Source organism: uncultured Parabacteroides sp., from assembly GCF_905196875.1.
Classification (GTDB): Bacteria; Bacteroidota; Bacteroidia; order Bacteroidales; family Tannerellaceae; genus Parabacteroides.
The window spans coordinates 1-25,992 of the sequence record NZ_CAJJWO010000071.1 but is presented as its reverse complement, the minus strand read 5'-3'; the positions used below and the strand labels follow the sequence as shown (position 1 = coordinate 25,992).

General features: G+C 41.6%; 15 protein-coding genes. All 15 read right to left on the bottom strand.

Features of this window, described 5'->3' with window-relative positions:
• On the bottom strand, positions 1-531 hold a 531-nt coding region (locus QZ076_RS18035), incomplete at its 3' end, for a DUF1565 domain-containing protein (RefSeq protein ID WP_293715663.1).
• A 201-nt stretch (positions 532-732) separates the two neighbouring features.
• Entirely contained in the window at positions 733-1,428 is a 696-nt protein-coding gene (locus tag QZ076_RS18030) for a DUF3823 domain-containing protein (RefSeq protein WP_293715662.1), read from the bottom strand.
• Positions 1,429-1,446: 18 nt separating this feature from the next.
• On the bottom strand, positions 1,447-3,222 hold the full coding sequence (locus QZ076_RS18025; RefSeq protein WP_293715661.1) for a RagB/SusD family nutrient uptake outer membrane protein: 1,776 nt from the start codon (positions 3,220-3,222) through the stop codon (positions 1,447-1,449).
• A 19-nt stretch (positions 3,223-3,241) separates the two neighbouring features.
• Positions 3,242-6,580, bottom strand: a complete 3,339-nt coding sequence (locus QZ076_RS18020; RefSeq protein ID WP_293715660.1) for a TonB-dependent receptor — start codon at positions 6,578-6,580, stop codon at positions 3,242-3,244.
• A gap of 225 nt (positions 6,581-6,805) precedes the next feature.
• Positions 6,806-7,837, bottom strand: coding sequence for a FecR domain-containing protein (locus tag QZ076_RS18015; protein ID WP_293715659.1), 1,032 nt, complete (start codon positions 7,835-7,837; stop codon positions 6,806-6,808).
• Positions 7,838-7,878: 41 nt separating this feature from the next.
• Complete coding sequence (locus QZ076_RS18010; RefSeq protein ID WP_293715658.1) at positions 7,879-8,454, bottom strand: RNA polymerase sigma-70 factor; 576 nt, start codon at positions 8,452-8,454, stop codon at positions 7,879-7,881.
• Between the two features lie 154 nt (positions 8,455-8,608).
• Complete coding sequence (locus QZ076_RS18005; protein ID WP_293715655.1) at positions 8,609-11,032, bottom strand: glycoside hydrolase family 3 N-terminal domain-containing protein; 2,424 nt, start codon at positions 11,030-11,032, stop codon at positions 8,609-8,611.
• Between the two features lie 18 nt (positions 11,033-11,050).
• Complete coding sequence (locus QZ076_RS18000) at positions 11,051-13,390, bottom strand: GH92 family glycosyl hydrolase (RefSeq protein WP_293715652.1); 2,340 nt, start codon at positions 13,388-13,390, stop codon at positions 11,051-11,053.
• 129 nt (positions 13,391-13,519) lie between these two features.
• On the bottom strand, positions 13,520-15,631 hold the full coding sequence (locus QZ076_RS17995; RefSeq protein ID WP_293715649.1) for a right-handed parallel beta-helix repeat-containing protein: 2,112 nt from the start codon (positions 15,629-15,631) through the stop codon (positions 13,520-13,522).
• A 103-nt stretch (positions 15,632-15,734) separates the two neighbouring features.
• The gene (locus QZ076_RS17990) at positions 15,735-17,633 is read right to left on the bottom strand and encodes a glycoside hydrolase family 97 protein (RefSeq protein WP_293715646.1); all 1,899 of its coding nucleotides are present in this window, start codon (positions 17,631-17,633) and stop codon (positions 15,735-15,737) included.
• A gap of 106 nt (positions 17,634-17,739) precedes the next feature.
• Positions 17,740-19,449, bottom strand: coding sequence for a RagB/SusD family nutrient uptake outer membrane protein (locus tag QZ076_RS17985; protein ID WP_293715643.1), 1,710 nt, complete (start codon positions 19,447-19,449; stop codon positions 17,740-17,742).
• 12 nt (positions 19,450-19,461) lie between these two features.
• Positions 19,462-22,722 (bottom strand): SusC/RagA family TonB-linked outer membrane protein, encoded by a 3,261-nt coding sequence (locus QZ076_RS17980; protein WP_293715639.1) that lies wholly within the window; start codon positions 22,720-22,722, stop codon positions 19,462-19,464.
• 205 nt (positions 22,723-22,927) lie between these two features.
• Complete coding sequence (locus QZ076_RS17975; protein WP_293715636.1) at positions 22,928-23,884, bottom strand: FecR family protein; 957 nt, start codon at positions 23,882-23,884, stop codon at positions 22,928-22,930.
• Between the two features lie 10 nt (positions 23,885-23,894).
• Positions 23,895-24,506, bottom strand: a complete 612-nt coding sequence (locus QZ076_RS17970; RefSeq protein ID WP_293715633.1) for a sigma-70 family RNA polymerase sigma factor — start codon at positions 24,504-24,506, stop codon at positions 23,895-23,897.
• Positions 24,507-24,822: 316 nt separating this feature from the next.
• Entirely contained in the window at positions 24,823-25,839 is a 1,017-nt protein-coding gene (locus QZ076_RS17965; RefSeq protein ID WP_293715630.1) for a hypothetical protein, read from the bottom strand.
• Positions 25,840-25,992: the final 153 nt, after the last annotated feature.

The following is a 25,992-nucleotide window of genomic DNA, read 5'->3' as shown; positions in this document are numbered from 1 at the left end:
CGTTCCTTCCGGATCGGCCTTGCATATGTGCGGCTTCGGATTTTGCAATTTACTCAAAGAATCCACTTCATAGAAGGCCTCTCCATTCAAGTAGACTTCCCCCAAATGAGTGACACGACCGTCATTTATAATCCAGTCGCCATCAAACAGTTCTTTATAAGGATTGAAATCACCGAAAAGCGTGTTGGGAATCACCACCTTCCAAATGCCTTTTTCCTCTTTCTTCCACCCTTTGATCACTTCAGAGCCTTTAATCTCCACCTTTTCCCCTTCGGCTGCCTGATAAACAATCCGCCGATTATCGCTGGTTCCGCCATACATCGGTTTTATCCATTCCCGATACACCCCTTCATGCACCGTCACCACATCGCCGGGTAAAGCCTTTTGAGCCGCCCGGTTGATGGTTTTGAAGGGAGCTTCCGCCGTTCCCTCATTAGCATCACTACCTTTGGGTGAAACATGGTAATCTTTTGCTTGCAATAAATTCCCGCACAAGCAGAATAAACCAATAAAATAAAATACCTTTTTCATACGTAATTCCTATAATTAACTATTTGCAATTGCAATCTTATATTCCGATTTTAATCATTTCAAAACAGTTTCTCACACATACTTAAGGATGATGACCTATAAGAAGTCACCATACCATCTATAAAAAAACAGTTATTGGCAAGCATATATGTCAATAACTGTTTTTCCACAAAAGAGTAAACACGCCCTACATCAAGACAATCAATACTTCAGCTCCACTGCTTCTGCAAAGTTATAACGTTTGCTTGAGTTATTGGTACGTGCACCGATCTTTACATAATAGGTCTTTCCTTTTGTCAGGCCTGTTATGCTCTGTTTATAAGTCGTAGACAAAGCTTCCTCATCCGATACACTACTCAAATCGACCATCGGGCTTAGTGCGGTTGTAAAATAATTCGTACCCACATTCGGATTATCATGAACCACAAACACACGTGTATCCAGAATTTTATCACCAACTTTAGTTCGGGAAATATTCCATTCAACTTGGATGGCATCTCCTACTATCTCTATCTTCTTAGGGTGAATCGATAAGTAAGGAGTAACCTTAAAGTCTATGTTTTCAGACTTTTTGATTGTTATAGATACCGGATCTACCGGAAAGAAAGCTCCTTCCACCGGTTGTACATCATAAGTCGCACTAAATATTTTCGTATTTTTAAATGTCCCGTCGGCTTTTCCCCAGAAATATTCGGGTGTCGCCGATTCACTCCAACTAGTTTCTACCATCTTTATTCTGAAGCCATTCGGTTGTTCAGATATAATAGGTTTATTAGTCGTTTCATCTATCAAACTTCCTGTAATCGCAGCATTCGGACCTTCCATGTTATCAATATCGCCACATGACATCATGCCCAATACAAACAACATACACATTAATAAACTGATCTTTTTCATATTGTTATAACTATTGAATTAATAACCAGGATTGTTAGGTAACAAATTCGGATTCTTGGATATTTCACCATCCGGTACTTTTGCATAATTTACTTTTACATCATATGTATAAGTAGTACTTATTTCTTCTTTAGTAAAAATGTATTTACCCTCATCATAAATGTAATATGGACATAATGCAGTATATTTCTTGTTATTCATCAATTTATCCGCAATTCTCCATCTTCGCAAATCCCAAAAGCTATGTTTTTCAAATACCAATTCCATACGTCTTTCTTTACGAATATTCTCTTCTGTTAATTGATCCAGTGTATACAATTTAGCACCTGCTCTTTCTCTCACTTGATTAATCAAATCCAAAGCCTCTTGCTTTTTTCCTAAATAAAAAGCTGCTTCTGCTTGATTTAATAAAATTTCAGCATAACGCATTTCGATAAACTGAGTAGTAGAACGCCCATGTATAACCAAGTTGTTGGCTAAAGTTGGATCCTGATATTTTCGTACAAAAAAACCTGTTGTCGTTGTTTCATTGTGTCCCATACCACTTTTACCCATTATTGGCATGTCCTGATACATCGCTGAAAAATCCGTTGTTGTTTTTAATTCTCCATTCGGTAAACTGGTCCAAATACCTTTTCTAATTTCTATAACCTCTCCTTTATAAACATCATTCGGTAAAATAACACTTGCCCTTAAACGAGGTTCTACATCTTTAAAAATATCATACGGATTATCATAACGAATAGGATTACCATTTGTATCTGTTGTTTTTAACACAAACGGATTTCCATTGATATCATCAAACAATTCGACAATCTCCAATGTCGGGTTTAAAATACTAGAATATCCTTCAGGACCTCTTATTTGAAATGGTATCTGATGTACATCCCAACTATGAGTTTTATCGGGATATTGCCAATATTTAGCAAAGATCACTTCCGGATTGTCTTCATCCAGAAATAGATTCCAATAATTTTCAAACTTATCCGTATGCTTATTGTATAACGAATATTTTCCGTCTAATTTGGAAGCTGCATCGTACGCTGCCTGATAATAGCTTTGCGCTTTAGATGCAGGCATACCTAAAAGTTCTTCATAACCACTAACCGGGGTATCAAACTGACAAAGTGAGGCTGCATAAAGCATTGCTCTTGATTTTAATCCATAAGCAACATATTTATTTACGCGCCCCCGCATCAGACTCGCTTCCGGAAGCAGTTCTATCGCTTTGTCCAAATCTTCCGCAATAAAATCCCATCCTTCTTGTTGTGTGTTACGAGGAATCTGTAATTCATCGATACTCGTTTCCGGATAGTTTTTCACTTCTTTTACAAGAGGAACAGCCCCATATCGGTTAACCATAGCAAAATAGTAGTAAGCACGACAAAAATAGGCTTCCCCCAACCAGGCATTAATTTTATCTACTGAGAAATTGGCTTCATAAAGAGGCATGTTTTCAATAAAATAATTTATTTTCCTCACCCGATCGTAAGCCCAAAACTGAAACATATCTCCAGTTGGAGAATCGTATACAAAGAAAAGTTTGTTGTTCACCAACTCCCCTGACATGTGCCCTGCCTGAGGCCAACTATTCCAATAGTTTCCAAATCCATACACAGTAGCTTGATGATCCTGTATTGGTAAATCATTATACAAAGAAGATATATATGAAGAGATACCAGACTCGGAAACAAAAATATCTTTATCTTGAATGATATTAAGAGGCGGAACGTCCAACGAATTACAACTGGTACCCAATATCGCTATAAATAAAAAGGTTATTATCTTTTTCATGATGATTCTGTATTTAAAATTAGAATGTTACATTCACACCTACATTGTAAGTTTTTGTAATAGGATACAGACAGCTGTAACTATCACTTGGATGTTCCGGATCAACATACTTTAATCCAGTCAGAGTAAACAAATTGTATGCGTTCAGATAAAGTCGCAAATTTTGAATACCTACCTTCTGCATCCAATGCTGCGGCAACGTATAACCAACCTCCACACTCTTCAAACGAAGATAATTTACATGTTGAACGCTACGAGTAGAGGTCCAATAGTTTGTTGTTTCTCCTCCATTATTAGTAGAGGGATAATACCCCGGAATCCATTCTGTATTCGGATCTTTCGGATCAGCTCCCATCTCTGCTGTATGCCAACGATCCATAAACATAGAAAGACCACCACGGTCCCAAGTCAATGGCCTTTCCATTTGTACCTGATTCACAACCGTACCTTTAGCCGCACCCTGGAACAATAAATTGACATCAAGCCCTTTATACGTACCAGCCAAAGTAAAACCAAAGTTTATACGAGGATCTCCACTCAATTCAATCGGTCGAACATCATTATCATCAATGATACCATCTTCGTTCCAATCTTCATATATGTAATCACCTGGACGAAGAATCGAATTTCCTTTATTATCTTGAACCGGAGCAGACCATATTTGTCCCATATTCTGAAAATAATCGATAAAATCATATCCCCAATAATAATCACTATAACGATCATTATTATTATCGCGCCAATTCCGATAAGAGTTATTGGACTCAGCCCTTTCTACATATTTATTCTTCGTTCTAAAATAAGACATATTAGCAGAAATCATATAACGGAAATCACCAATTGTATTCGTATGTGATAAACTAAGATCAAATCCACGTGTTAAATCACCATTTAAGTTTTCCTGAGGCAATGCAGATCCCAAAGTTCCAGGAACAGACAATACTCTGGTTGATAACAAATTCTTTCTATTTCGACTAAAAATATCTCCCTGAAAACCTAACAGTCCATTCCACATATCGATATCCAAACCTATATCAGCTGTATGTGCTTCATACCAGGTTATATTTGGATTGGCCATTCCTCTAAATCCCAAACCACTGATATAAGAATTACCAAAAAGATAGCCTCCACTCGGATAAGAATAACCGGACAGGAATTGATAAGTAGAAGCATCATCATCACCTAATATACCATATGTTGCACGCAATTTTACATTATTTATAAATGATAATGCATCCGTATTTTTAAAGAATGATTCTTCAGAGACACGCCAGGCGGCTAAGAAAGCAGGAAAGAATCCCCATTGGGAACCTTTTGCAAATTTGGAAGAACCATCATAGCGGAAACTAAATTCTGCCAAATATTTTGATTTATAGTCATAGTTTATTCTACCAACAAATGCTTTATTTGCCATATCGAAAAAGACTTTCGGATCCGTATTCATTGTTGCCTGCTGATTAGTTGTACTTCCAGCAAAAATTTGATCGACAGCATCCATCGGTAAATCTCTTTGTGCTGCAAAATTATCCGAACGGTTTGTTGTTTCTTCATACAATGCTAAAATCTTCAAATTATGATCTTCACTAAATGTTCTTTCATAATTAAGCCTTAATTGCAACAAAGTTCTTTCCACCTTCCCATAACTACGTTGTATCAGTGAAGGAGAATAAGCCTTGTAAGGTTGATAAATATCAGATGTGCTATCATACTCATACAACGTATACTCCTTTCTGGATAAACGATTGTCAGAATTATCATAGTCATAACTATACATAGCTCCAACATTGAGACCTTTTATAAAAGGAATTGTATAATCCAATGTAAAAGTTCCCTGAAATAATTTCTGTTGATTCTTTCTATATCCACTTATATCTGCATCAGTGAGAGCCAATGGATGGTAAGCCCCTGGTAATTGCTGCAAATAAGCCGGATTATTATTTGCATAAACCGGTAATGTCGGTATATGCATCCAGGCTGCTTTATATACTTCCCATGCATCCATTACAGGTTCATTCTTAGTCCCCATCATCGCATTCAATTGCATCCCCACTTTAAGATTCTTTGTTATCTGCCCATTTATATTCGCTCTGACATTATAACGTTCGTAATTCAAATCACCACTGGAATAGAAGCCATCTTGTTTCATGTAACCAAAGTTCAGGAAATAATCAATCTTTTCTGATTTACCTTGAGCACTGATACTGTGTTGAGTTTGCGGTGCAATCTTGTCAAATCCGATATCAGACCATTTTGTTTCAGGTTTCAAACCTTTACGATAAGCATCGATATCTTCTGCCGAGAACATTAAACTCCCTCCTTTATTAATCGAGTTCTCGTTTGTCAGTTCCATCCAGTCTGCTGCATTCAATGTTTCAGGTATATTAGAAGCTTGCTGCCAACCGACGGAACCATTATATTCCAATGTTAATTTCGAGCTTGTTCCTCTTTTAGTAGTAATAATTACCACTCCATTCGCAGCCTTTACACCATAAATAGCAGCTGAAGCATCTTTCAGTACCGTAAACGATTCTATTTCATTCGGATCCAATCGATCCATATTCGTACGGGGAACTCCATCTATAATTACCAACGGAGCACCCATACCACGAATTTGCATATCCGTATTATAGCTTCCTGGTTCTCCGGATTTCTGAACGACACGAACACCGGCAATCTTTCCGGAAATCATATTCTTGACATTCTCATTACGAGTTTTTACCAATTCTTCGTTACCGATATTACTTACAGCACCGGTCAATGTTGCTTTCTTTTGTGTACCGTATCCTACAACCACTACTTCCTCCAGATTCTGAGAATCTTCTTTTAATATTATTGAAAAATCGGTACGACTTCCTACTGATATATCCTGGCTAAGATAACCGATATAAGAGATTTGTACAACAGCTTTTTCAGACACAGTCAGCATAAATTTCCCATCAATATCTGTTACAACTCCATTGGTCGTCCCTTTTTCCATCACATTAGCTCCAATTATAGGTTCACCGTTCGGATCTTTTACGATACCCGTTATTCGTTTTCCTTGTTGTTCCTGAACAACCGCATTCTTTGTCAGAAAAATCTGTCTGTCATTTATTTTATATGACAAATCATACTTTTCTACCAGATAATCCAATATCACGGTGATATTGGATTTAGTCTTCAGAAGACTAACCGGTAAATCGTTGGGAATATCTTTACTATTGTAAAAAAACAGATACTCTGACTGTTTCTCCACTTGTTTCACCACATCATAAAAAGTACCGTTTTTAACATCTACTGATACCTGTGTGGTTTGTGCATACGTATTGGCAGATATATGTATGATACATAATAGCGTAAATGCCAGTGTTAATTTCATGATACGCCTTATTTTTGGAGACAAAAAGCCCCATTCTTGATATTTTTCCATATTTTTGTGTATTATTTTAAGTTTGAAGTCTTTCCGTTTCTGTTTGCCGACGTTCGCGGGAAGACTGAAATGAATAATAGTTCGGGAGGTGCCTTGCATTTCCCGAATTTTTATATTGCTTACAGCTCTGGTGGTTCCATCCTTTCTATTTTTTTTAAGTTATACATCAAAAGATTATTTTCCGGAGTAAATATGAATAACATCTCCCTCTTTTATATACTGAAACTTATTGTAGCGCCCTAATGGTTGTAAAACCTCTTCAATCGTGCTTTTCAAGACCAAACTGCCGGTATAGACAGATTGGGCCAGTTTTTCATTCTCGATTAAAATGGTTACATCGTAAAGACGCTCCAGTTCGGACATTACTTCGAAGAAAGGTTTGTCTTTAAATTTATAAAGTCCTTTTGTCCATGCTAACAGGAATTCTTCATCACTACGGAAAGTCGTTATTGCTCCTGTCTGTTTATCAATACGGGCAGTCTCATCGGGATGTAAAATTTGTTCCTCACGTATCTCCCCATTCGTATCATAAGAAGTCAAAAGGACTTTTCCTGAAATCAAAGATGTCATAGAATAAGCCATATCCGGATAAGCCTTTACATTAAAAACCGTTCCCAATACTTTTACATCATGCCCTTTCAGTCGTACGACAAATGGTTTCTGCTTATTCTCGGCAACTTCAAAATAACCTTCGCCATCCAACATCACCATCCGTTCTTTCTGATCAAATCGGGTCGGATATTGGATAGTAGTACCGGCATTCAACAAGACCTTAGTTCCATCCGGGAGGAACAAAGAGCTTTTTCCTCCCCCTTTTTCCACCACAAATCGTGTATAACTATCTGCCACCTCTTGCGGTTGACGGAGATTACGATAATACCAATACTGTATGCCCAATGACAAAGCCAATAGGATAATTGCAGCATAAGACAATAAAAGAGTTACGGACTTTTGAGACACTTTTGGTTGTTTATCCACATTTATTTCCTGCCACATCTTCTCCCAACTAGCCTCTATCGGATATTTTTGTGCATCAAGCTGTATGGATAAAGAATCATAAACTGATTTCAACTCTGCCAACTCCCGTTTCTTGTCTTCCGATTTCCGGACAACATCCAACAGTTGCTGCAAAGATCGAGTATCAGCCGTATCCTGTAGATACCGGATCAGCAACTCTTCATAATCGATATGTTCTTTATGTTCCATTATTTTGCTTTTCTATTCCGAAAACGATTTTCACTAAAGATTTACTTACTTAGAAATGAAAAAAATAAAATAATTATAGTCAGTGCTCCGCGTAATATTTTCAAGGCCTTATACAACTGGGCCTCTACCGTACGTTGTGAAATGGACTTTTCTTTGGCTATCTCGGAAGCTTTTTTCCCATCGATGTAAGATGCAAGAAATATTTCCCGGCATTTAGGAGGTAATTGGTTGATTTTTCTGAAAAGAGTATTGAGGCTGTCGTTTTCTTCCTCATAATAAAAAGGCTGTTCAGAGCAAGATAATATTTCCATCATCAACTCTTTCCTATAATATTCGGCACATCCTTGTTTTACCTCTTCATGCTTCAGTACATCCAGGCAGGCATTCCGAAGAGATGCAAACAGAAAATATTTAAGTTCGGAAGCTTTGACACATAAAAAGAGTTTCCGGTTCCAAACCTTCAAAAAAAGCTCCTGTACCAGGTCTTCTGCAGTTACCATACCGACATACCGGGTTGCCATAGCAACTAAGCCAGGGGTATAGGCTACATATATCTTTTTAAATAATTCCACTTCATCCTGTGGAATCAGATCTCCACTTTCTCTACTTAATTTCATAAGATTAGAATCTCCGGAATAACAATTACACAACGAAAACGATTTAAATCGGACTTTTACTTACTCCGTCATCAGAAAAATCGATACAACAGATTATTCAGCTGCATATATCAGCTTTTCTAAACAAAATATATGCAGCTAAAATCCAATCATATTATTTCTCCAACGTAAATCGCTTTTCCAAACGGATATCTTCCGAACTGCTACCGATACAAACCATAAAGTCGCCCGGTTCTACCGTCCACTTCATATTTATATCCAATAATTCCAAATCAGAAGGCTTCAAAACAAAAGTAACTGTTTTCGTTTCTCCCGGTTTCAGATGCACGCGTTCAAAGCCTCGCAACTGAGAGACATACGTAGTGACACTGCTATACAAATCTTTGATATATAGCTGAACGACTTCATCTCCTTCCCGTGAACCGGTATTCGTTACGTTTACAGTCACCTGTATGTTAGATTTCGTATGTCCTTTCTCAGGTGTGACGACCAAATTGGAGTAGGAAAAAGTGGTATAACTCAATCCATAGCCAAAAGGATACAATGCATCATAAACAGCCGTCTTCCCAAAGCCATTCGGTCCTTCTGAAGCCTGTTCCTCATGTGCCCCCGGTTTAAAAGGGAAATTATATTCAATCTGCCCGATCGTTTTAGGAAAAGTAACCGGCAATTTTCCGCCGGGGTTATAATCGCCAAACAATACTTCAGCAATGGCATTTCCACCCCAAGCATTGGGGAACCAAGCCTCCAGAATAGCCGGTATAAACCGGTCCTCCCAACAGATTGTTAAAGGTTGTCCATTAATTAAAACCAAGACAACCGGTTTGCCAGTCTTTTGTAATGCTTGTATTAACTGAAATTGTCGCCCAGGCAGATTCAAACCTGTACGAGAATTATTTTCGCCACAGCGAGCTGCATCCTCCCCCAATACGGCAATCACGACATCCGAAGATTTAGCCTGTTCTACCGCTTGGGATATTAAATCTTGTTCTGCATCAGTCAAAGGGTTAGGGATTATTTCACTTTCCGGCCAAGTTGCATCCACGACCTCACATCCCTGTGAATAAAGTACTTCTATATCTTTCCCGACAGCGTTGCCAATTCCCTCCAAAACATTGGTAACATCCAGATTCTGCGACCCATATCTGCTGATATAGGCAGTCGTATCAACAGCCAAAGGTCCTGTTACCAGAATACGTTTCAGCGTTGTCCTATCCAGCGGAAGAAGTTGGTTTTCGTTTTTCAACAGAACCAACGATTCGCGTGCCATGCGTTTTACAAACTCCATCGACTCCGGTGCCGCTACTATTTTATCCGCCGCTTTAGTATCCTCCACATAAGGAGTATCAAACAACCCTAACTGAAACTTTACACGTAAGACATCAGCCACATTCCGGTCTATCGTTTCCATTGACAAACAGCCTTCGCGGACAAGCTTACGCACGGGCAAAATAAACGTTTCAGGTTCGGTGAAATTGGTCCGGACGTTCATACCGGCTTCTACTTCCATACGATAAGCCTCCTCCATGCTTTCAGCGACATTATGTTTGGAATGCGTATATTCAGCCGCATCGCTATCAGATACAATATATCCTCTGAAACCGTATTCGCCACGTAGTAAATCCGTTAGAAAATAATGGCTAGCACAAATAGGAACCCCATCATAATCATTATAACTGCTCATCACTCCCATCGGTTTTGACTCTTTCACAATCTTCCGGTACGGGTAAAGGTGAATCTGATGCATCTCACGCATAGCCACATGCGGGTCGGTCCGGGCATATCCGTCACGTCCTCCTTTGGGAACACTATATACAGCATAATGTTTTAATGTAGATGCTACTCCTTTTTCCTGGATACCTTCTACCATTTGTTGCCCGAGCTGGGCTACCAAAAAAGGATCTTCACCGTAACATTCCAGTACTCTTCCCCAACGCTGGTCGCGGGCGACATCCAGAATAGGCGCATACACATTCGTATACCCTAAAGCTTTTGCTTCTTTTCCTACGATTTGTCCGGCTTCACGCACCAATGTTTTATTCCAGGTACTACCGATAGAAATAGGAGCTGGCAGCGGGGTGGAGCGATCATGGTTTAAACCATGGATCCCTTCATTCGAAAAATCGACAGGTATTCCCAAACGCGTTTCTTCCACAAACCAGCGTTGTACCTCATTGATCGCTTCAGCATGCCTACTGTATGGAAAAGAATATTGAGTAGAGACCAGCCCGTTCAAATGTTCATCGATGTTGGCAATTCCATCTTTCCAGATTGCATTTTTCCATTCACGTGTTGGCAGATCATCTTTCAAAACCCGCTTATAGCCATACAATGTAGCCAGTTGGCATGTTTTTTCCTCCAAGGTCATTTGTGACAACAAATCATCAATACGTTTATCGATGCTTTGTTCAGGATCTTCATAAATATCTTTCTTGCCGTTCTTATTAAAGTCAATCCAGCCTTTTTTATAGATTTCTCTTTTAGCAGGATATATCTTTTGTGATTCGAACTTGGTTTGAGCGTACAATGCCAACGGCCAACAACAGATGATTGCCAATAATACTGTTATTATTTTCATCTTATGATTTATAATTACTTAATTACCCCAATTCTTATTCGGTTCAGGTCCCAGTTCAATTTCCAGTAGTCCTCCCTTAACCAATTCGGAATGAGGGAAGTGAAAACTGTTCAGAGCCTGACCGTTCAGACATACCGATTGTATATAAACGTTTTCTTTTGAATTGTTTTTAACTTTGATAACAAACTCTTTTCCCGGATAATACCGGTTGTCCAGCTGAATGGTTATCTTGTCAAAGATAGGCGAAGTTATCTCGTAACGAGGTTCCACGGAGGCTCCTCCCTGTATATCAAACAGGCCGATCGCCATCAAGACGCCTAAAGCACCCATCTGGCCCTGGTCTTCATCCCCGTTATAACCTCCGTAAGGGGTTATATCGCCAAACACATCCTGTTTGATTTTCCGTACCCAGTACTGGGTAAGCCAGGGAGCACCGGCATGGCTGAACAAATGGGCCATATGCAAGGAAGGCTGGTTTTCATAATCGACCCAGTTGCGGGCATGGGCACCGTGCGGAGTTATGAAGTTGTTCGGAGCAGCCAACTCAAATTGCCGGTTCAATTTGTTCACAAACGACTCCTTTCCTCCGATCAAATAAATTAAATCCGGCATATTTTGCGGCACATAATACGTAAAGATAGCGGCATTACTCTCTACGAATCCCGGCATGTTAAACCCTTCCCCCACCGGAGCAAAATCTTTCAACCAACTTCCGTCTTTCATACGAGGCCTCATCCAGCCTGCCTGAGGGTCAAACATGTAACGGTAATTAAATGAACGGTTATAATACTTTTGGTATATACTGTCATTACCCATTCCTTTGGCTAATTGGGACAAACACCAATCCTGGTAAGCAAAGAAAAGCGTCATCGCACATCCTTCCCGATGGCCGCCATTTCCCTCTATACCTTCAGGGACAAAGCCTTTTTCAACATAATGCGTCATATAGTCGTTCACTTCCGTCTCATATCCGGCATGATCGCGTATACCGCCCGGTTCGGCGTTTTTGATACTACCTTCCAGTGCGGCATCCAAATCAAAATCGCGTATGCCTTTATTATAAGCAGCTGCAATCAACGGGATCGCCTGGTCGCCCACCATGACATACGTATAGTTTCCACCACTGGGTCCACGGGCAATCAAGCCACCGGTGGGATAGTAGCCGACCAAAGTCGATACGAAATCGCTCATTACTTTGGGATAAGCGATAGACCAGAGAATATTCAAGTTAAATTCCGATCCCCACAAACCGTCTGAGTTATATACCGTCCGTGTAGGTACCCCGTTCTCCAACGGGACTTGGCAAACCAACGGTTTATCCCCTGTGTTGTCCGTGTATTTACCATTCACATCCGAATAGGTATGACGTCCCAACAAGACATGCCACAGGTCGGTGTAAAACTTGACACGCTCCTGCTCCGTACCCCCTTCGACTTTAATCTTTCCCAGTTCACGGTTCCATTCGGCATACGACTCCTTGACCACCCGATCGAAGTTCCAATGATCCAGCTCCGTATCCAAATTCAAGCGGGCTTGCTCTTCATCCACATACGACAAGGCGACTTTCATCAGCAAAGGCGACCTTCCCAACCGTTTGAAACGGGCATAACCGCCCACGTCCTTCCCTTCCAGCGACTGTTTACCGGTCAACTGCTTTTCCTTATCCTTCTGTTCCCAGCCCCCAAATTCATCTATACTTTGGTTGAAACGAGCCACGAAATAAACTGTAGAACTCTTTTTCCGCCTCATAGTAGGAGCCATTACAGCATATCCGGCAATCTCTTTAGCCGATACCTTCCGAATAGCCGCCTTCTCCATGGCTCCATGCCCCAAAAAGGCACCGACATCCAATAAAATATTAGCAGTCTCTCCTTTCGGAAACGTATACCGGTGCATCCCCACCCTGGAAGTCGAGGTCAGTTCCGCCGTTATGCCATATCTGTCCAATACTACCTTATGATACCCGGGCTTGGCTATTTCCGTATCATGTGAAAAACGGGATTTACAAGCTTCCATGCCTTTATGCCCTTCCACATCACCGGTTGTCGGCATCACCGGAATACCTGAAATTTGCCAACAATGAACATGGCTGAAACATCTCACTTCGGTAGAGTCATACAAATATCCGGAGTTCCAACTCCCCTTCACCCAAGTATCCGGACTTAAACTAACCATTCCATAGGGCCGGCTAGCCGACGAAAAATAAAACCAACGTGATTTATGGGAATCGATACGAGGTTCGACATAATCAACGGGCGTTTTTACCTGTTTGTCCCGAGCACTCAACTCTCCAAACGAGAAGATGAGCAAAAAGGAAATGGCACAAGACCAAAACAATTTACGACTTCTATAATTCATCTCTTACTTTTTTATTACTTTATGCCCAATTCTTTCAAGATAAAAGGTACCGTATACGTTTTCCATGCCAACGCCCGGGGATGAAATGTTCCCGGATCGGCATATTCATGATTTGAAGGACAATTTCATTTACTCAAGCGTAGAACCTATTTTATCAAAAGGAAGTTCCTTGAAACCTTCGATGCGTTTATAAACTTCTGCCTCTTTCCTAAATCCCTTCAAAGGGTCGGAAGCATCTACAAATCCCGGATCTTCATTGGTCGTCCAGTTGTTCCAGAACTCGCCCCATTGGCTATTGCCACGTAGGACATTCGTTACCCTATAAAACAGATTCCCATGAATCCGGTTCCGCTTCGGAAATGCGGGGTCTTCCTGCCAATAATTCACCAATTCGGGGTAAGCCACGCTATAAGGCGGTTGCATATAATGGACTGCCTGAAACCGCTTGTCATAGATTCCTCCTTTGTCGAGCATACTCTTCGCCCAATTCTGCAAACGATTGTCTATATGAATAGCCGTCGGCGAACCGATGAAAATATTATTGTAATAATGATGGTCCATCCCTCCGCCAATCAATACAGGCAGAGATCCTGCTTTAAAGTAAATATTTCCGTAGACTTCGCTACCACAGGCTCCGTCATCATGATAGGTGGCTGTCACCCGATGACGGGGACTCAACTCATGGAAATAATTGTAACGAATCACATTTCCCCGTTCCGACGGATCACGACCATAGTAAATAGCCCCTTGGTCGTCTACTTCCTGGCACACATGCGTGATATCACAATATTCTATCGTATGCTCATTGCCATGAAACAAAATAGCCATGCTGGGAGCATCCGATATGTCGCACCGAGTAACCCGGTTTCCTACGCCATCCATCCAAACACCCGGGCGGTATGATTTTTCAATACGGTTATAACGGGATATCTTGCAATTCTCCACAAAATTATCCGAACGTTCCAGCCTCAGACGATTCCCGCCTCCCAGGCTGACACCCCCGGCACCGGTATTATAGATATAGCAATCTTTCACGCCATTATGCTTCCCCGCTTGCCTATCCAACACCGTATTTTCATAAATCTTTCCCATCATATCACCGACCATGCGCCCGCACAATTCACCACCGGCTTCCATGGCATGTTTGTGGAGAGGATCCTGTTTCTCCGAAGAATCCGTCCCCTTCCCGATGCAGACCCCCACATTACCGACATTGCGGATCGTACATCCTTGCACCACGACATGTTCCGTGTTGTCCATATAAACACCTATTCCCCGGCTATTTTCAATCGTAATCCCTTCGATAGTCACATTACGGCATCCCTCGATTGCTATCACAGGAGTTTCCAAAACAGTCAGGCATACGTCAGAGGGCTTTTCCCCATCCGGCAAAAAATAAAACTTACGGTTCGCCGGGTCAATAACGAACTCACCAGGCCGGTCGATTTCCTCCAACAGGTTCAAGGCAAACCACCGGCGGAAATCCGCCCCCGTAAAGAATTGGTAAGTGGTAAACATTCCCACATGAATGGTCGAATCTTCCGCGTGGATCGACCGGACAGGAATCATATCATCGGCATACCCATGTCCGAAGTAACCTCCAATCCACACATTGTCTGTAGATTTCCATTGCGACGGCCGTTCTTCCTGGTAATGGAATACAGGTAACCGTCCGGCTTTTTTATCTTCCAAGCCACCAGACACGTCAACCCGCCCGATCAACACCATTGAATCGTTCGGCCAGCGTGAAAGATGGAGCGGTTCCTTATCAACAATCAACTCCGACCACGAAGGCAACGATTTACGCCCAAAACCGGAAGGGCGGATATTCGCCAACGTATCCACAATGTCCCGGCAATCGACCTCCATAACCTTCTCGCGAACACTCTCCTGCAAACGGGCCAAGACCTTCTTGTCTTTCACCGGCCTTATCCGGTTCCGAGGAATCACCTTATCTCCCGAAACAGAAACATGCTCCCCTGCCCGGTTCCTGATCTGTAATGAGTTCCAAGCTCCTTGTCCTATTTCAATGGTCTTTCCCGTCCGATACTCGCCTCCCTTCATTTCTATGACAACATCCCCCGTGAGCCTGGATGCCCTACGAATGGCCTGTTGTAAAGAGGTGGTTCCGGGGCTAACCGTAATCGTTGTCGGTAAATCACAGGACTCAATTGCCCCATATGCACAAACAGCCCCTCCCAACCAAAGGGCTGTCACAGATAGTAGATATTTCAACCTCATAATTTATCTATTCTTTTATATACTTACTATTTTACATTCAGCACAAAAATAAAAGCAACCATCACTATAAAAAATAGTAAATAGTTGCTTTTTACGTGGATTATTACTTCTTTTCAACCCGTTTGCAGGGCGTAAAATGTAACACACATCCGCTATCGCCTTCCACTTCCAACGTCAAATAGTCTTGTTCCTGCCATTTGAGTTCTTTTACGCGAACAACATCTTTCTTATTACCCGGCTGGTAATACAAGGTCGCTTTATAGCGAGACGCCGATTTCAACATATCAGTCGGAATGGTAACCTGCCGTTTATCGCCGGCATTCAGGACGCTGACATACCAGTCGGATGCCGAACGACGGGCAACTACCGCATACGAATCCATATCCCCTTCATAGAAGCGGGTATCATCCCATACAACAGGAATCGAACAATAAAAGTCGGTTATGGCATCCGTCTTAATCACCGATTCGGCGGAACCGGCACCACCGGCACGGGAAGGAGCTTTGTAAGGACGGTCATACCAAAAGATAAACTGCCAAGGACTGTAAATGGCAATACGTTTAGCCAGTTGAGCCGCACGACCGCCCATCTTTTCCGCCACACGTTCAGCAAAGAAGCAGTTCGTATTATCGCCGGCTCCACAAATCATACGGTTGTACAATGTATAAACCGACTGATTCAAGTTCGGGCTTTCTTCATCCCCGCGGATACCTTCCTGTGTAACCAGGTTCGGATAAGTACGGGAATAACCAGTCGGACGGTATTCGTCGTGGACATCGACCATCAATTCATACTTGGCTGCTTTACGGATTGCCTGATGCAACCAGGCTGTCGAATATTGGTCGCCAACATCGACAAAACCATATTTCAAGCCCTTTACTCCCCATTGTTTATATAAAGGAAGTATTTGATCCAATTGTTTCGATAAAGCTTTCATGTTGACATACAAAATAATGCCAATCCCCTTTTGGTCTGCATACTCTATCACTTTATGAAGATCCAGCGGACCTTTTGAGCGTTTGGGATCGACAGTTATAGTCGATGCATCCGATTCCGGATTATACTCATCCCCATACCAACCGGCATCAAACTCTACATATTCAATTCCGTTTTCTGCCGCAAAATCCACACACGCCAATCCTCCGGCAGTAGTCAATGTCACTTCACGAATCACCTGACCCGGTTTGATCCAACTCGTATTCTCTATTTGGTTAGGTTCATTCAAATTCAAGACAAAATAATTGTTCTGTACCAACTGCCCGGGATGATCGGCCACCATCACATAACGCCAGGGAGACTGATAACCCGCCAAATCAAGATTTACCTTGCCTGACAAAACAGATTGTACACCGATCCCCGTTTCACTCTTACCCAGTTTCATGCGTGAATAGTCCACCAAGGCTGCTTCGCCGATTGCCACGAACTTCCGGTCGTTTACCTGTACTACCTGCGGACGATCTCCTACGCCTTTCAATGCACTTAGTTTCGTTTTAGAATAAGCTCCTTGTGCATTGCCGGTCACCCAGGTATCACAATCGTGGCCAAAGAGGAACTGCGTCTTTTCTGAGGTCAACGTACAGTTCCAAAAATCTAGCTTGTCGAAAGCATAACGGAAAGCCAAACCTTCATCATACAAGCGGACGAATAGGGTCATTTCTTTCTGATTTTCATTCGAGCGCAGTAACAGTTCCAGTTCGTTATACCGGTTTGTCACCAGCGACCGTTCCCCGTAAACAGGTTGCCAGGTCTGATCGGCCGAAGTTCTCGTCTGGTTAGCTACCTGCCAGTTTCCTGCTAATATGTTTTTATCCAGCTCCAATTGCAATGTTTTCGCCTCCACAACTTTTCCTCCCTTGTCGAACAAAGCGATTTGTACAGACTTTTCATTCACCTGAATATCCGCCTTCAATGTTTCTGAAGGGCTTGTCAATGGCAACACCGTTTGTGCACAAATCCATAAGGGGTGTAATAAGGCACACAATAATAAGTTTACTTTTTTCATGATATTTTTTTCATATTACAAACATCAGTCTAATAAAAAGGGTGTTGTACAAACTATGGACGACAACACCCTCTTTCACTATTTACTACAAAGAAACGAATAAATATTAATAACCATCGTTTTGAATCAAGCCCCCTTCCTTATTTGCTTCGATTTCAGAATTAGGAATCGGGAATTTATTCAGGTGATCGTCCAGTTTATAACCTTCCTTGATTACTTTCGAGTTATACTTCATCAAATATTCCGTCAGCTTGTTCAAACGCATCAAGGTGTTCAGACGCATTTCTTCCAGACACAATTCACGTGCTCTTTCATCCAAAATCAAGTCGATATCCACTTCATCAGCAGTTACCGGAGTGGAATGGGCACGGGCACGGACAATATTGATATCGGCTGCTGCTTCCGTTTTCTTGCCTGCCATCATATACGCTTCGGCACGCAAAAGGTACGTTTCAGCCAAACGCATCATATACCAGTCTTTATAAGTACGACCGTTGTCATGTGTTTCACCGCTCTGAGAATCCTTGAATTGTCCATGATGCTTGGCTGCGATCACCTTATTGAACGTCGGGCTTGAACCACGGAACGATTCTTCTGGATTACCCATGTTTTCAGCAGTCATCAACAATCCATAATAAGCACTATTCGGATTAGTCCAATAATATTCACGTCTCATGTTATACTTAGAGTTACGTATATCACGATCCCAATCACCTTTGAACTTCCAAATCTGTGTACCGGCATAATCAGTAGGTGTTGCCCATCCGACCGGTCTTCCCGAACAGACATCTTTCAACCAGTTAGGCTGTCCGTCCTTGTCTTTCTGTTGCCACCAGTTCAATCCCAACGCACGTTCCATCACGAAATTACCACCGGACTTACCCGTATTACCTCCACCTTCCAAGGTCACATCAAACTGGACGTTCCAGATACATTCTTTGTTTCCTTCGATACGATTGAAATTACCTTCTTGGAACAAATCCCAATAAACATCGCCCCAAGATTCTTTTTCGCCCATATAATCATACCCTTCGAACGTAAAATCTTTCAACACGCCAAAACGTTCTGTCATCAAGGACATCGCCGGATTGTTGATGGCATCTGAAGCCGCCTTGATCGCCCCTTCATAATCTTTCAAACAGATCAGGACTTCAGACAGCAAATGCGAAGCAGCCACATTAGAAGCACGTCCGCCCTTCTGATCATCGATGTCCGGCATCCACTGAACGGCAAACTCCAAATCTTCTTTACACTGTTTATAGATTTCTTCCTGTGTCGCACTCTTATAGTTAAACTGCGGAGAAGAGGTTTCTTCCAACACGATCGGAGCTTTTCCCCACATATTACCCAAGAAATGATAAGCATACGCACGCAAGAATTTGGCTTCCCCCACAATGGCGTTCTTTTCTGCTTCGGAATTCCACTGGGCAAGCGAAGCATCCGCACGGTTGATAATCACATTACAGCTATAGATGTAACTATACAAACGTTGCCACCATTTTTTTGAGATACCATTATCTGCATTCAACGTATTCCAATAGAAAAACTCATCATAGTCCACATCGTTTTTCTGTCTGACATAAAGGTCGGCATCAATTCCCAACATATCATAATTCCCCAAATCGTCTGAATTGGCATAGAAATTATCACGTATATTCAGATAAATATTCCCCAAAGCCGATTCAAACCCCTTTTTATTGGTGTAAGAGTTTTCCGGTGTCAAGAAATCTTTGGGGACTTCCGTCAATAAATCGTTACAAGAAGTGACGCTTCCTACAAAAGCCAATCCTATAAATAATTGTTTGATTAATTTCATTTCCACGTTAAATTAAAAGTTAAACAATAAAGTCATTTGATATGTACGGATAGAAGGAGATGCCTTAATAACCAAACCTGCATCCGTTTCCGGGTCCAAACCATCCCAATGGGGAGCGAATGTCAACAAGTTATCCGCACTCAAAGAGAGACGCATATTGTTGAATCCAAACGGTTTCACAAAGCGAGTCAAGTCATAGCTCAATGCGACTTTCTGCAATTTGATAAAGCTACGATCCACATATTTTGTTCCTTTGTAACGAGCATGTGCCGTATAATCCAGACGCGGATATTTGGCATCCGTGTTAGTAGGTGTCCAATAATCAAATACATTCTGGTTACAGGCTTCATAATTTACATACTCATTATAATACGGTGTATTGCTTCCTGATTGGAAATAACCGTTTCCACCCCAAACGGAGTTGATATAAAGCATCAAAGAGAATCCTTTATACTCGAACGTATTGGTCAAACTCCAACGGAAGTTTTCCTTAGATGTACCCAAGAATTGGCGATCTTTGTCGGAAGTAATCTTACCATCCCCATCCACATCTTCCAACTTGTAGTCACCGGGGCGCATACCATCCATGATGGTACCGTTGTCCACATCTTCCTGCTGCCACATGCCGATCACCTTATAGGCATAGATCGTACCCAAAGGCTTTCCGATAAAATAACCGGAACTAATCAAGTCATCTTCCTTTCCGTCCCCGTCATTATCTTCACCATAAATAGTAGCCACTTTATTTCTGTTCAAAGAAAAGGCAAAATCAGAAGTCCACCTGAAATCTTTCGATTCGATATTGACTGAATGCAAACCTATTTCAACACCTTTGTTCTTGATCTTTCCTAAATTAGACAAAATCGAACTCTTACCAGAAACAGTCGGCAACGAAAGACTGAACAACAAATCACTCGTATTGGTGAAATAAGCATCGATCGTACCGGACAAACGGTTCTTCAAGACGGAGAAGTCAAGCCCCCAGTTGAATCCAGTTGTCTTTTCCCAACCTAAGTCGTTCAATGCGAATGAACTGATTCCTTGCGTAATCGAATAAGAAGGATCACCTGCAAAAATATATTTACTGGTACCAACTTTAGCCAATGTCTGATAATTACTGATGGACTGGTTACCATTCGAACCATAAGAAAGACGCAAGGATAAATTATCAATCGGTTTGACATCTTTCATAAACCCTTCATTAGTGATATTCCAGTTCACACCACCAGAAGCGAAAGTCGCCCATTTTTTGTTGACACTGAAAGCAGAGCAACCATCCCGACGAACCGTTCCTGTAATGGAATAACGGTTATCAAACGTATAAGTACCACGCGCCATCCAAGCGATCGCGCCACTTTCACCGGCACTAGTTGATACGGTCTGTTTTTTACCGTCTTGCAACTTGTTGTCGCCCAAAATCGTATTATCGAAATCTTCGGCATAAGCCGTTGCACTATCCCATGTACGATGTTCGCGAGAATACAACAAGGTAACATCCACATTGTGTTTATCGGCAAATGTATTGTTGTACTTGATCATATTATCCAACAACATATTATAGTTATTGGAACGTTTCCGCTGACCTTTACCATTCTTTCCCTGACCTTCCGTGGTATATTCATCATAGAAATAATTGTTATCCTCCCAACGTAATGTGTTTGAATAGATCATTTCGTAAGACAACCCTTTCACCCAAGGACAGGTGATCTTTCCATTCAAAATAGCCCCCAAAATGTTACGTTTATCCAAATCATCGGTTGGCATACTCCAGAACGGACTTTCAAAAGAGGTAGTCGTTTGCGGATATTGCAAATAACGCCCCTCTTCATCACGCAAAGAAGCATACGGACTGAACTGGGCTGCCTTATTCATGTTAGGAGAAGTACCGGAATAATCCCGGAAACTATAATTTGTTTTTACACCCACATTCAACCAAGAGGTCAAATTACTATCAATATTTATACGACCTGAGAAGTTCTTATAACGGTCGTTCATCACAACCCCCTTCTGATCCGTCAACGAAGCCGAAATGTAATAGTTGGCAAATTCGGAGCTGTTGGAGATACTCACATTTGCTTTTACATTATATGCATTTTGTCTGAACAAGTCATACGGATCGGAGAACGTTGCACGATGATCCGGTGTTGCATTGTAATTCTTTGCCTCTTCCGGTTGCAAATAGATTGCAATCTTGTTTGGGTCTGCCTCCAAACCATTGGCTTCACGGATATCCAACAATTTCTGCAAATACCCCTTGGCATCGTAAACTTCCAAACGCTTCAACTCGTTACTGATACCGTATGACAAGTTTACATTGAAATTCGGTTTGGAACCCTGACTCCTCCCCCGTTTGGTCTGGATCAAAATGACCCCATTTGCCGAACGGCTACCATAAACAGCTGCGGCACTGGCATCCTTCAATACGGTGAAGTTTTCAATATCTTCCGAAGGAATATCAGCCAATGATCCATCATAAATAGCTCCATCCAATACAATCAACGGATTATTTCCTCCATCCCGGGTCGAATTCTGACCACGGACACTGATACCGGCAACAGCACCCGCACTATTTGTTCCTCCAACATTCAAACCTGGAACCGAACCTTTAATCGTTTCCAGGATATTATTAGTCGGTACATCCCGATAAGCATCTATATTCGCTTTCGTAATAGAACCGGTAATGGCCTGCCTGTTCTGCGTTCCATAACCGATCACTACAACCTCATCCAAGGCTTGACTATCTTCCAATAATTTTATGTTATACACAGATTGATTACCTATCGCTATCTCTTGCGTTTCATATCCTATATAGGATATGAGCAATGTCGCTCCCGACATTGCATCCAAGCTGAAATTTCCGTCAATGTCAGTAATCGTACCAGTCGTTGTCCCTTTGACAGATACATTTGCACCAATTACTGGTTCACCATTGTCATCAACAATCGTACCTGTTATTTTCTTATTTTCTTTCTGGCCACTTTTACTTCCTTTTACTCCCAGATAAATCTGGTTATCTTCTTTCTTTTCGTAAACCAAACCTGTACCGCTCAACAACTTGCTCATTGTTGCTTCTATTGATTGGTTATTCACTTCGAAAGTTACCTTCTTATCCAAATCCGGAAGTTGGTTACTATAAAAGAAACGATAGTCGGTTACTTTTTCAATAGAACGTAATGCCTGCTTGATCGTTTGTTGCTTTACGTTGACAGTTACCTGTGCGAATACTGAAGTTGTGAGAAAGGCAGACAAACATATAGCCCCTACTTTTCTCATAATCTTTCTTTTTTGAATAAAGGAAGAAATAGTTTCTGATTTTTTATTCATACTTTTGTGTAGTATTAAATGGTTAATTACCAGAGAGTGACTACTTGCGAATATTCAACTCTCTTGATTGACTAATGAGGGGGAAGGTGTTGCAAGCACTTTCCCTTTTTGCATACATGTGTTTTTCTATGTCATATCGATAATATTTAAAAGATTAATCACTATAGAGTTCTATCACGTCATCTTTTTTCTTATAAGAGATAGAAGATGTAAATTGCAAAGCATATAACGTTGATTGCAAACTGGCATTTTTCAGTGTACCGGAGAAAGTAATGCTATTCAGTTTATCGCTTTTAATCTCAAACTTCACATTATAATTACGTTCCAGCAGTTTAATAATATTCAGGATCGGTTCATCGTTGAATACCATTTCATTATTCATCCAAGCGATAAACAACCGGTCATCCTCCTCTTGTTTCTTTGTCATCCGGGTATCTGCCAACGAATAGACAGCCACTTCCCCCGGACTTAAATAAAAGGACTGTTCCAGCGATGAAACGATAACCGAACCTTCTGCCAGATAAGTCGTGATATTTTCATCATCAGGATAAGCATGAACATTAAATGAAGTCCCCAAAGCACGTACCTGGATATCGCCGGCTTTTACAATGAAAGGAGATTGGGCATCCTTTGCTACATCAAAATAGGCTTCACCGGTCAGTTCGACCTGGCGCTGTTTCCCGTTAAAATGACTGCCATAACGCAGTTTGGAATCGGCATTCAGATGGACTATTGTGCCGTCCGGCAGGGAAATGTCCGACTTTTGTCCGTGACCTACTTCTACGGTCATATCGTTATATTTGGTTAACAACCGGTTTTCGTTCCAATAGAACAATGATATGGCAACGGCACCGAAAGCAGCCGCGCAGGTAGCCATACGCATAAAAAACTTTCTGATATTTATCTTTGTTGGGTTAGCTGCTGCAGTGATAGCCTTAAAAATCTGCTCGTCTGCCAAATCGGGCATATGACCGAAGGAATGATCCCATATTTCATCAAAATCATTCGTCCACCTGTCTGGGTCATTCAACAGCCCGGCTAACTGACGTTTTTCACTTTCAGTAGCTTTATTATCGTAGAATTTATCTAATAATTCAATTTGTCTGCTCATAGTTATTCCTTTAAAATAAGAATGAAAAAATAGGATAGAGTAATAAAGCTATGCCATTCAGTAGGTCTCCCCTGTTCGCTCTCAGCATCTGGGTAAGGAACTTCGTCGACTGTTTCAGATGACTCTCCACCGTGTTTTCGGAAATACCCAACTGGCAGGCAATTTCCTTCTGTGAGAGGTGTTCGATGTGTTTCAAACGATAGACCCTTTGCCGGGCCGGCGGCAACTGGGATATGATCCGTTCCACTTCCTCCAGCAACAAGTTCAATTCGACTTCATTCTCCACACAATTCTCAGCTTCCATGACATTTTCTATCTGGGAGATCATCAACTGTTCCTGAATTCGCTTGGCTGTTTCCTTTAGGAACAGATTGCGGGAAACCTTCTTCAGATAGCCCTGGAATGAGAATTCAACCACAATCTTCTTCCGGTTCTCCCAAATGATGATAAATGTCTCCTGCACAACATCTTCTGCCATCAAATAATCACCATGCGAAAGCCGGATGACAAACTGAAAGAGAGTATGTTTATATCTATTGTAAAGCTCTGTGAAAGCTTTAAAGTCATCAGACATGATCTCCTTCATTAACTGTTGGTCTGATAACTGCTCAATTTTGTGCATTCGTGGTATTTTTTCTATAAATAATACATTGCATTATTACCGAATCTATATTAAGGATACTATACCGTCATAGTTTCCGTGATTCGAGTACAATTATTTAACATTGTTTTGCATATCAGATCTACGATAACAGGAAATACAATTGGTAGCACTATAATATCACCCGCCTTCACATAGTAGTGCTAATGGTACTGACACTACTATATGAAGGCGGGTGACACTATAGTGCTGGCATATAACCTTCATATTACATCAGTTCCTATGTTGATAAAGTCGATTTACTTTATAAACATAGGAACTAAAACTATACAACAAATCACTTCAATATAAAACTAACCGGAGCATATGCCCCCAGTTCCAACTCTAATTTACCAGAATCAATAGATATATAATTTCCAGTCTTTTCTCCACGCAAATTTACAAGTTCTGCCACAGAGACATTCATTCCTTTAGGCAATGTCACTATCAGTTTTCCGGAAGTTCCCGCCTGTTCCCAGACTCGTAAAAGTGTACCTGCATTTCCATTCGGATCTTCACCAAACGCAGTTACTATCACTCCCGGACGAGACAATTCTATCCCCGATTGAACGGGAGAAAGAGTCCCTCCATTCTTTTCAGTAACAGCTGCCTGCAAAGGATTACGTGCCTCCAATGCACGTGTTATAAATTGCTGATTTCTGCCATTTCCAGAAGTGCTGTTATCTATCGTCCACAAGCGTACACGTGAACTCCATGTACCGGGATACCAATAGCGGAAATTGGTATTCCACTGATTATTATAGAGATTCAGATATACCACAGGCTTCTCCGGAACATAATCGTCCGAATATTTCCAACAACCGGGTACTCCCAGACTAACCAACGGATGATCCAGCGGACAAACAGCGATACCAGCCCCGTCCCGTCCTGTTATCGTAAGTCCGTGCTCGGCGGCATATAAATGACGATTGGCTCCCCGCTGAATATCAGTAGCCGGATTCATTACCCCCAGCTGACGATACACACTAAACTCCGGATTCTCTATTTTAAAGGGAAGGCAAAGCCAATCCGCTTCCGGCCAGTTATCTTTTTCTTTATCCTTTATGGTTATTTCCATATCTACATAAGGCTGCCCCTTATACAAGGAAACACGAAGGATCGTTGCCGGTAAATGAGCCGACTGGTCGGATGGCATCCGTAACTCTGCCGTTTGAACAAGACTGTTGGCAGTAACTTTCAATTGACCGTTCTTCGGGGAAACAACACAATAAGGAACTTCTTTCTCCGAGATCATCCCGGGCTTATGCATTCCGGGGTGAGGCCAATCCTTTGCCCGTCCCTGTTGATAAGTCATCGTATAATCCAGGGTCTGTTCAAATGTAAACCGTTCATTCAGATATTGTCCGAATCCGTGAGAGGCATTTTTATCTATCCATTCCCGTCCGGTCTGTTTATCCAGCCATGAAGAGACAGCCCCTTTCTCCGGATCAAATGTTATTTAGATCGG

Bases quoted from the DNA above. Each gene is read 5' to 3' on its own strand.
- QZ076_RS18030 (WP_293715662.1), bottom strand. From the start codon at position 1,428: ATGAAAAAGATCAGTTTATTAATGTGTATGTTGTTTGTATTGGGCATG.
- QZ076_RS18025 (WP_293715661.1), bottom strand. From the start codon at position 3,222: ATGAAAAAGATAATAACCTTTTTATTTATAGCGATATTGGGTACCAGT.
- QZ076_RS18020 (WP_293715660.1), bottom strand. From the start codon at position 6,580: ATGAAATTAACACTGGCATTTACGCTATTATGTATCATACATATATCT.
- QZ076_RS18015 (WP_293715659.1), bottom strand. From the start codon at position 7,837: ATGGAACATAAAGAACATATCGATTATGAAGAGTTGCTGATCCGGTAT.
- QZ076_RS18010 (WP_293715658.1), bottom strand. From the start codon at position 8,454: ATGAAATTAAGTAGAGAAAGTGGAGATCTGATTCCACAGGATGAAGTG.
- QZ076_RS18005 (WP_293715655.1), bottom strand. From the start codon at position 11,032: ATGAAAATAATAACAGTATTATTGGCAATCATCTGTTGTTGGCCGTTG.
- QZ076_RS18000 (WP_293715652.1), bottom strand. From the start codon at position 13,390: ATGAATTATAGAAGTCGTAAATTGTTTTGGTCTTGTGCCATTTCCTTT.
- QZ076_RS17995 (WP_293715649.1), bottom strand. From the start codon at position 15,631: ATGAGGTTGAAATATCTACTATCTGTGACAGCCCTTTGGTTGGGAGGG.
- QZ076_RS17990 (WP_293715646.1), bottom strand. From the start codon at position 17,633: ATGAAAAAAGTAAACTTATTATTGTGTGCCTTATTACACCCCTTATGG.
- QZ076_RS17985 (WP_293715643.1), bottom strand. From the start codon at position 19,449: ATGAAATTAATCAAACAATTATTTATAGGATTGGCTTTTGTAGGAAGC.
- QZ076_RS17980 (WP_293715639.1), bottom strand. From the start codon at position 22,722: ATGAGAAAAGTAGGGGCTATATGTTTGTCTGCCTTTCTCACAACTTCA.
- QZ076_RS17975 (WP_293715636.1), bottom strand. From the start codon at position 23,884: ATGAGCAGACAAATTGAATTATTAGATAAATTCTACGATAATAAAGCT.
- QZ076_RS17970 (WP_293715633.1), bottom strand. From the start codon at position 24,506: ATGCACAAAATTGAGCAGTTATCAGACCAACAGTTAATGAAGGAGATC.
- QZ076_RS17965 (WP_293715630.1), bottom strand. From the start codon at position 25,839: ATGACTTATCAACAGGGACGGGCAAAGGATTGGCCTCACCCCGGAATG.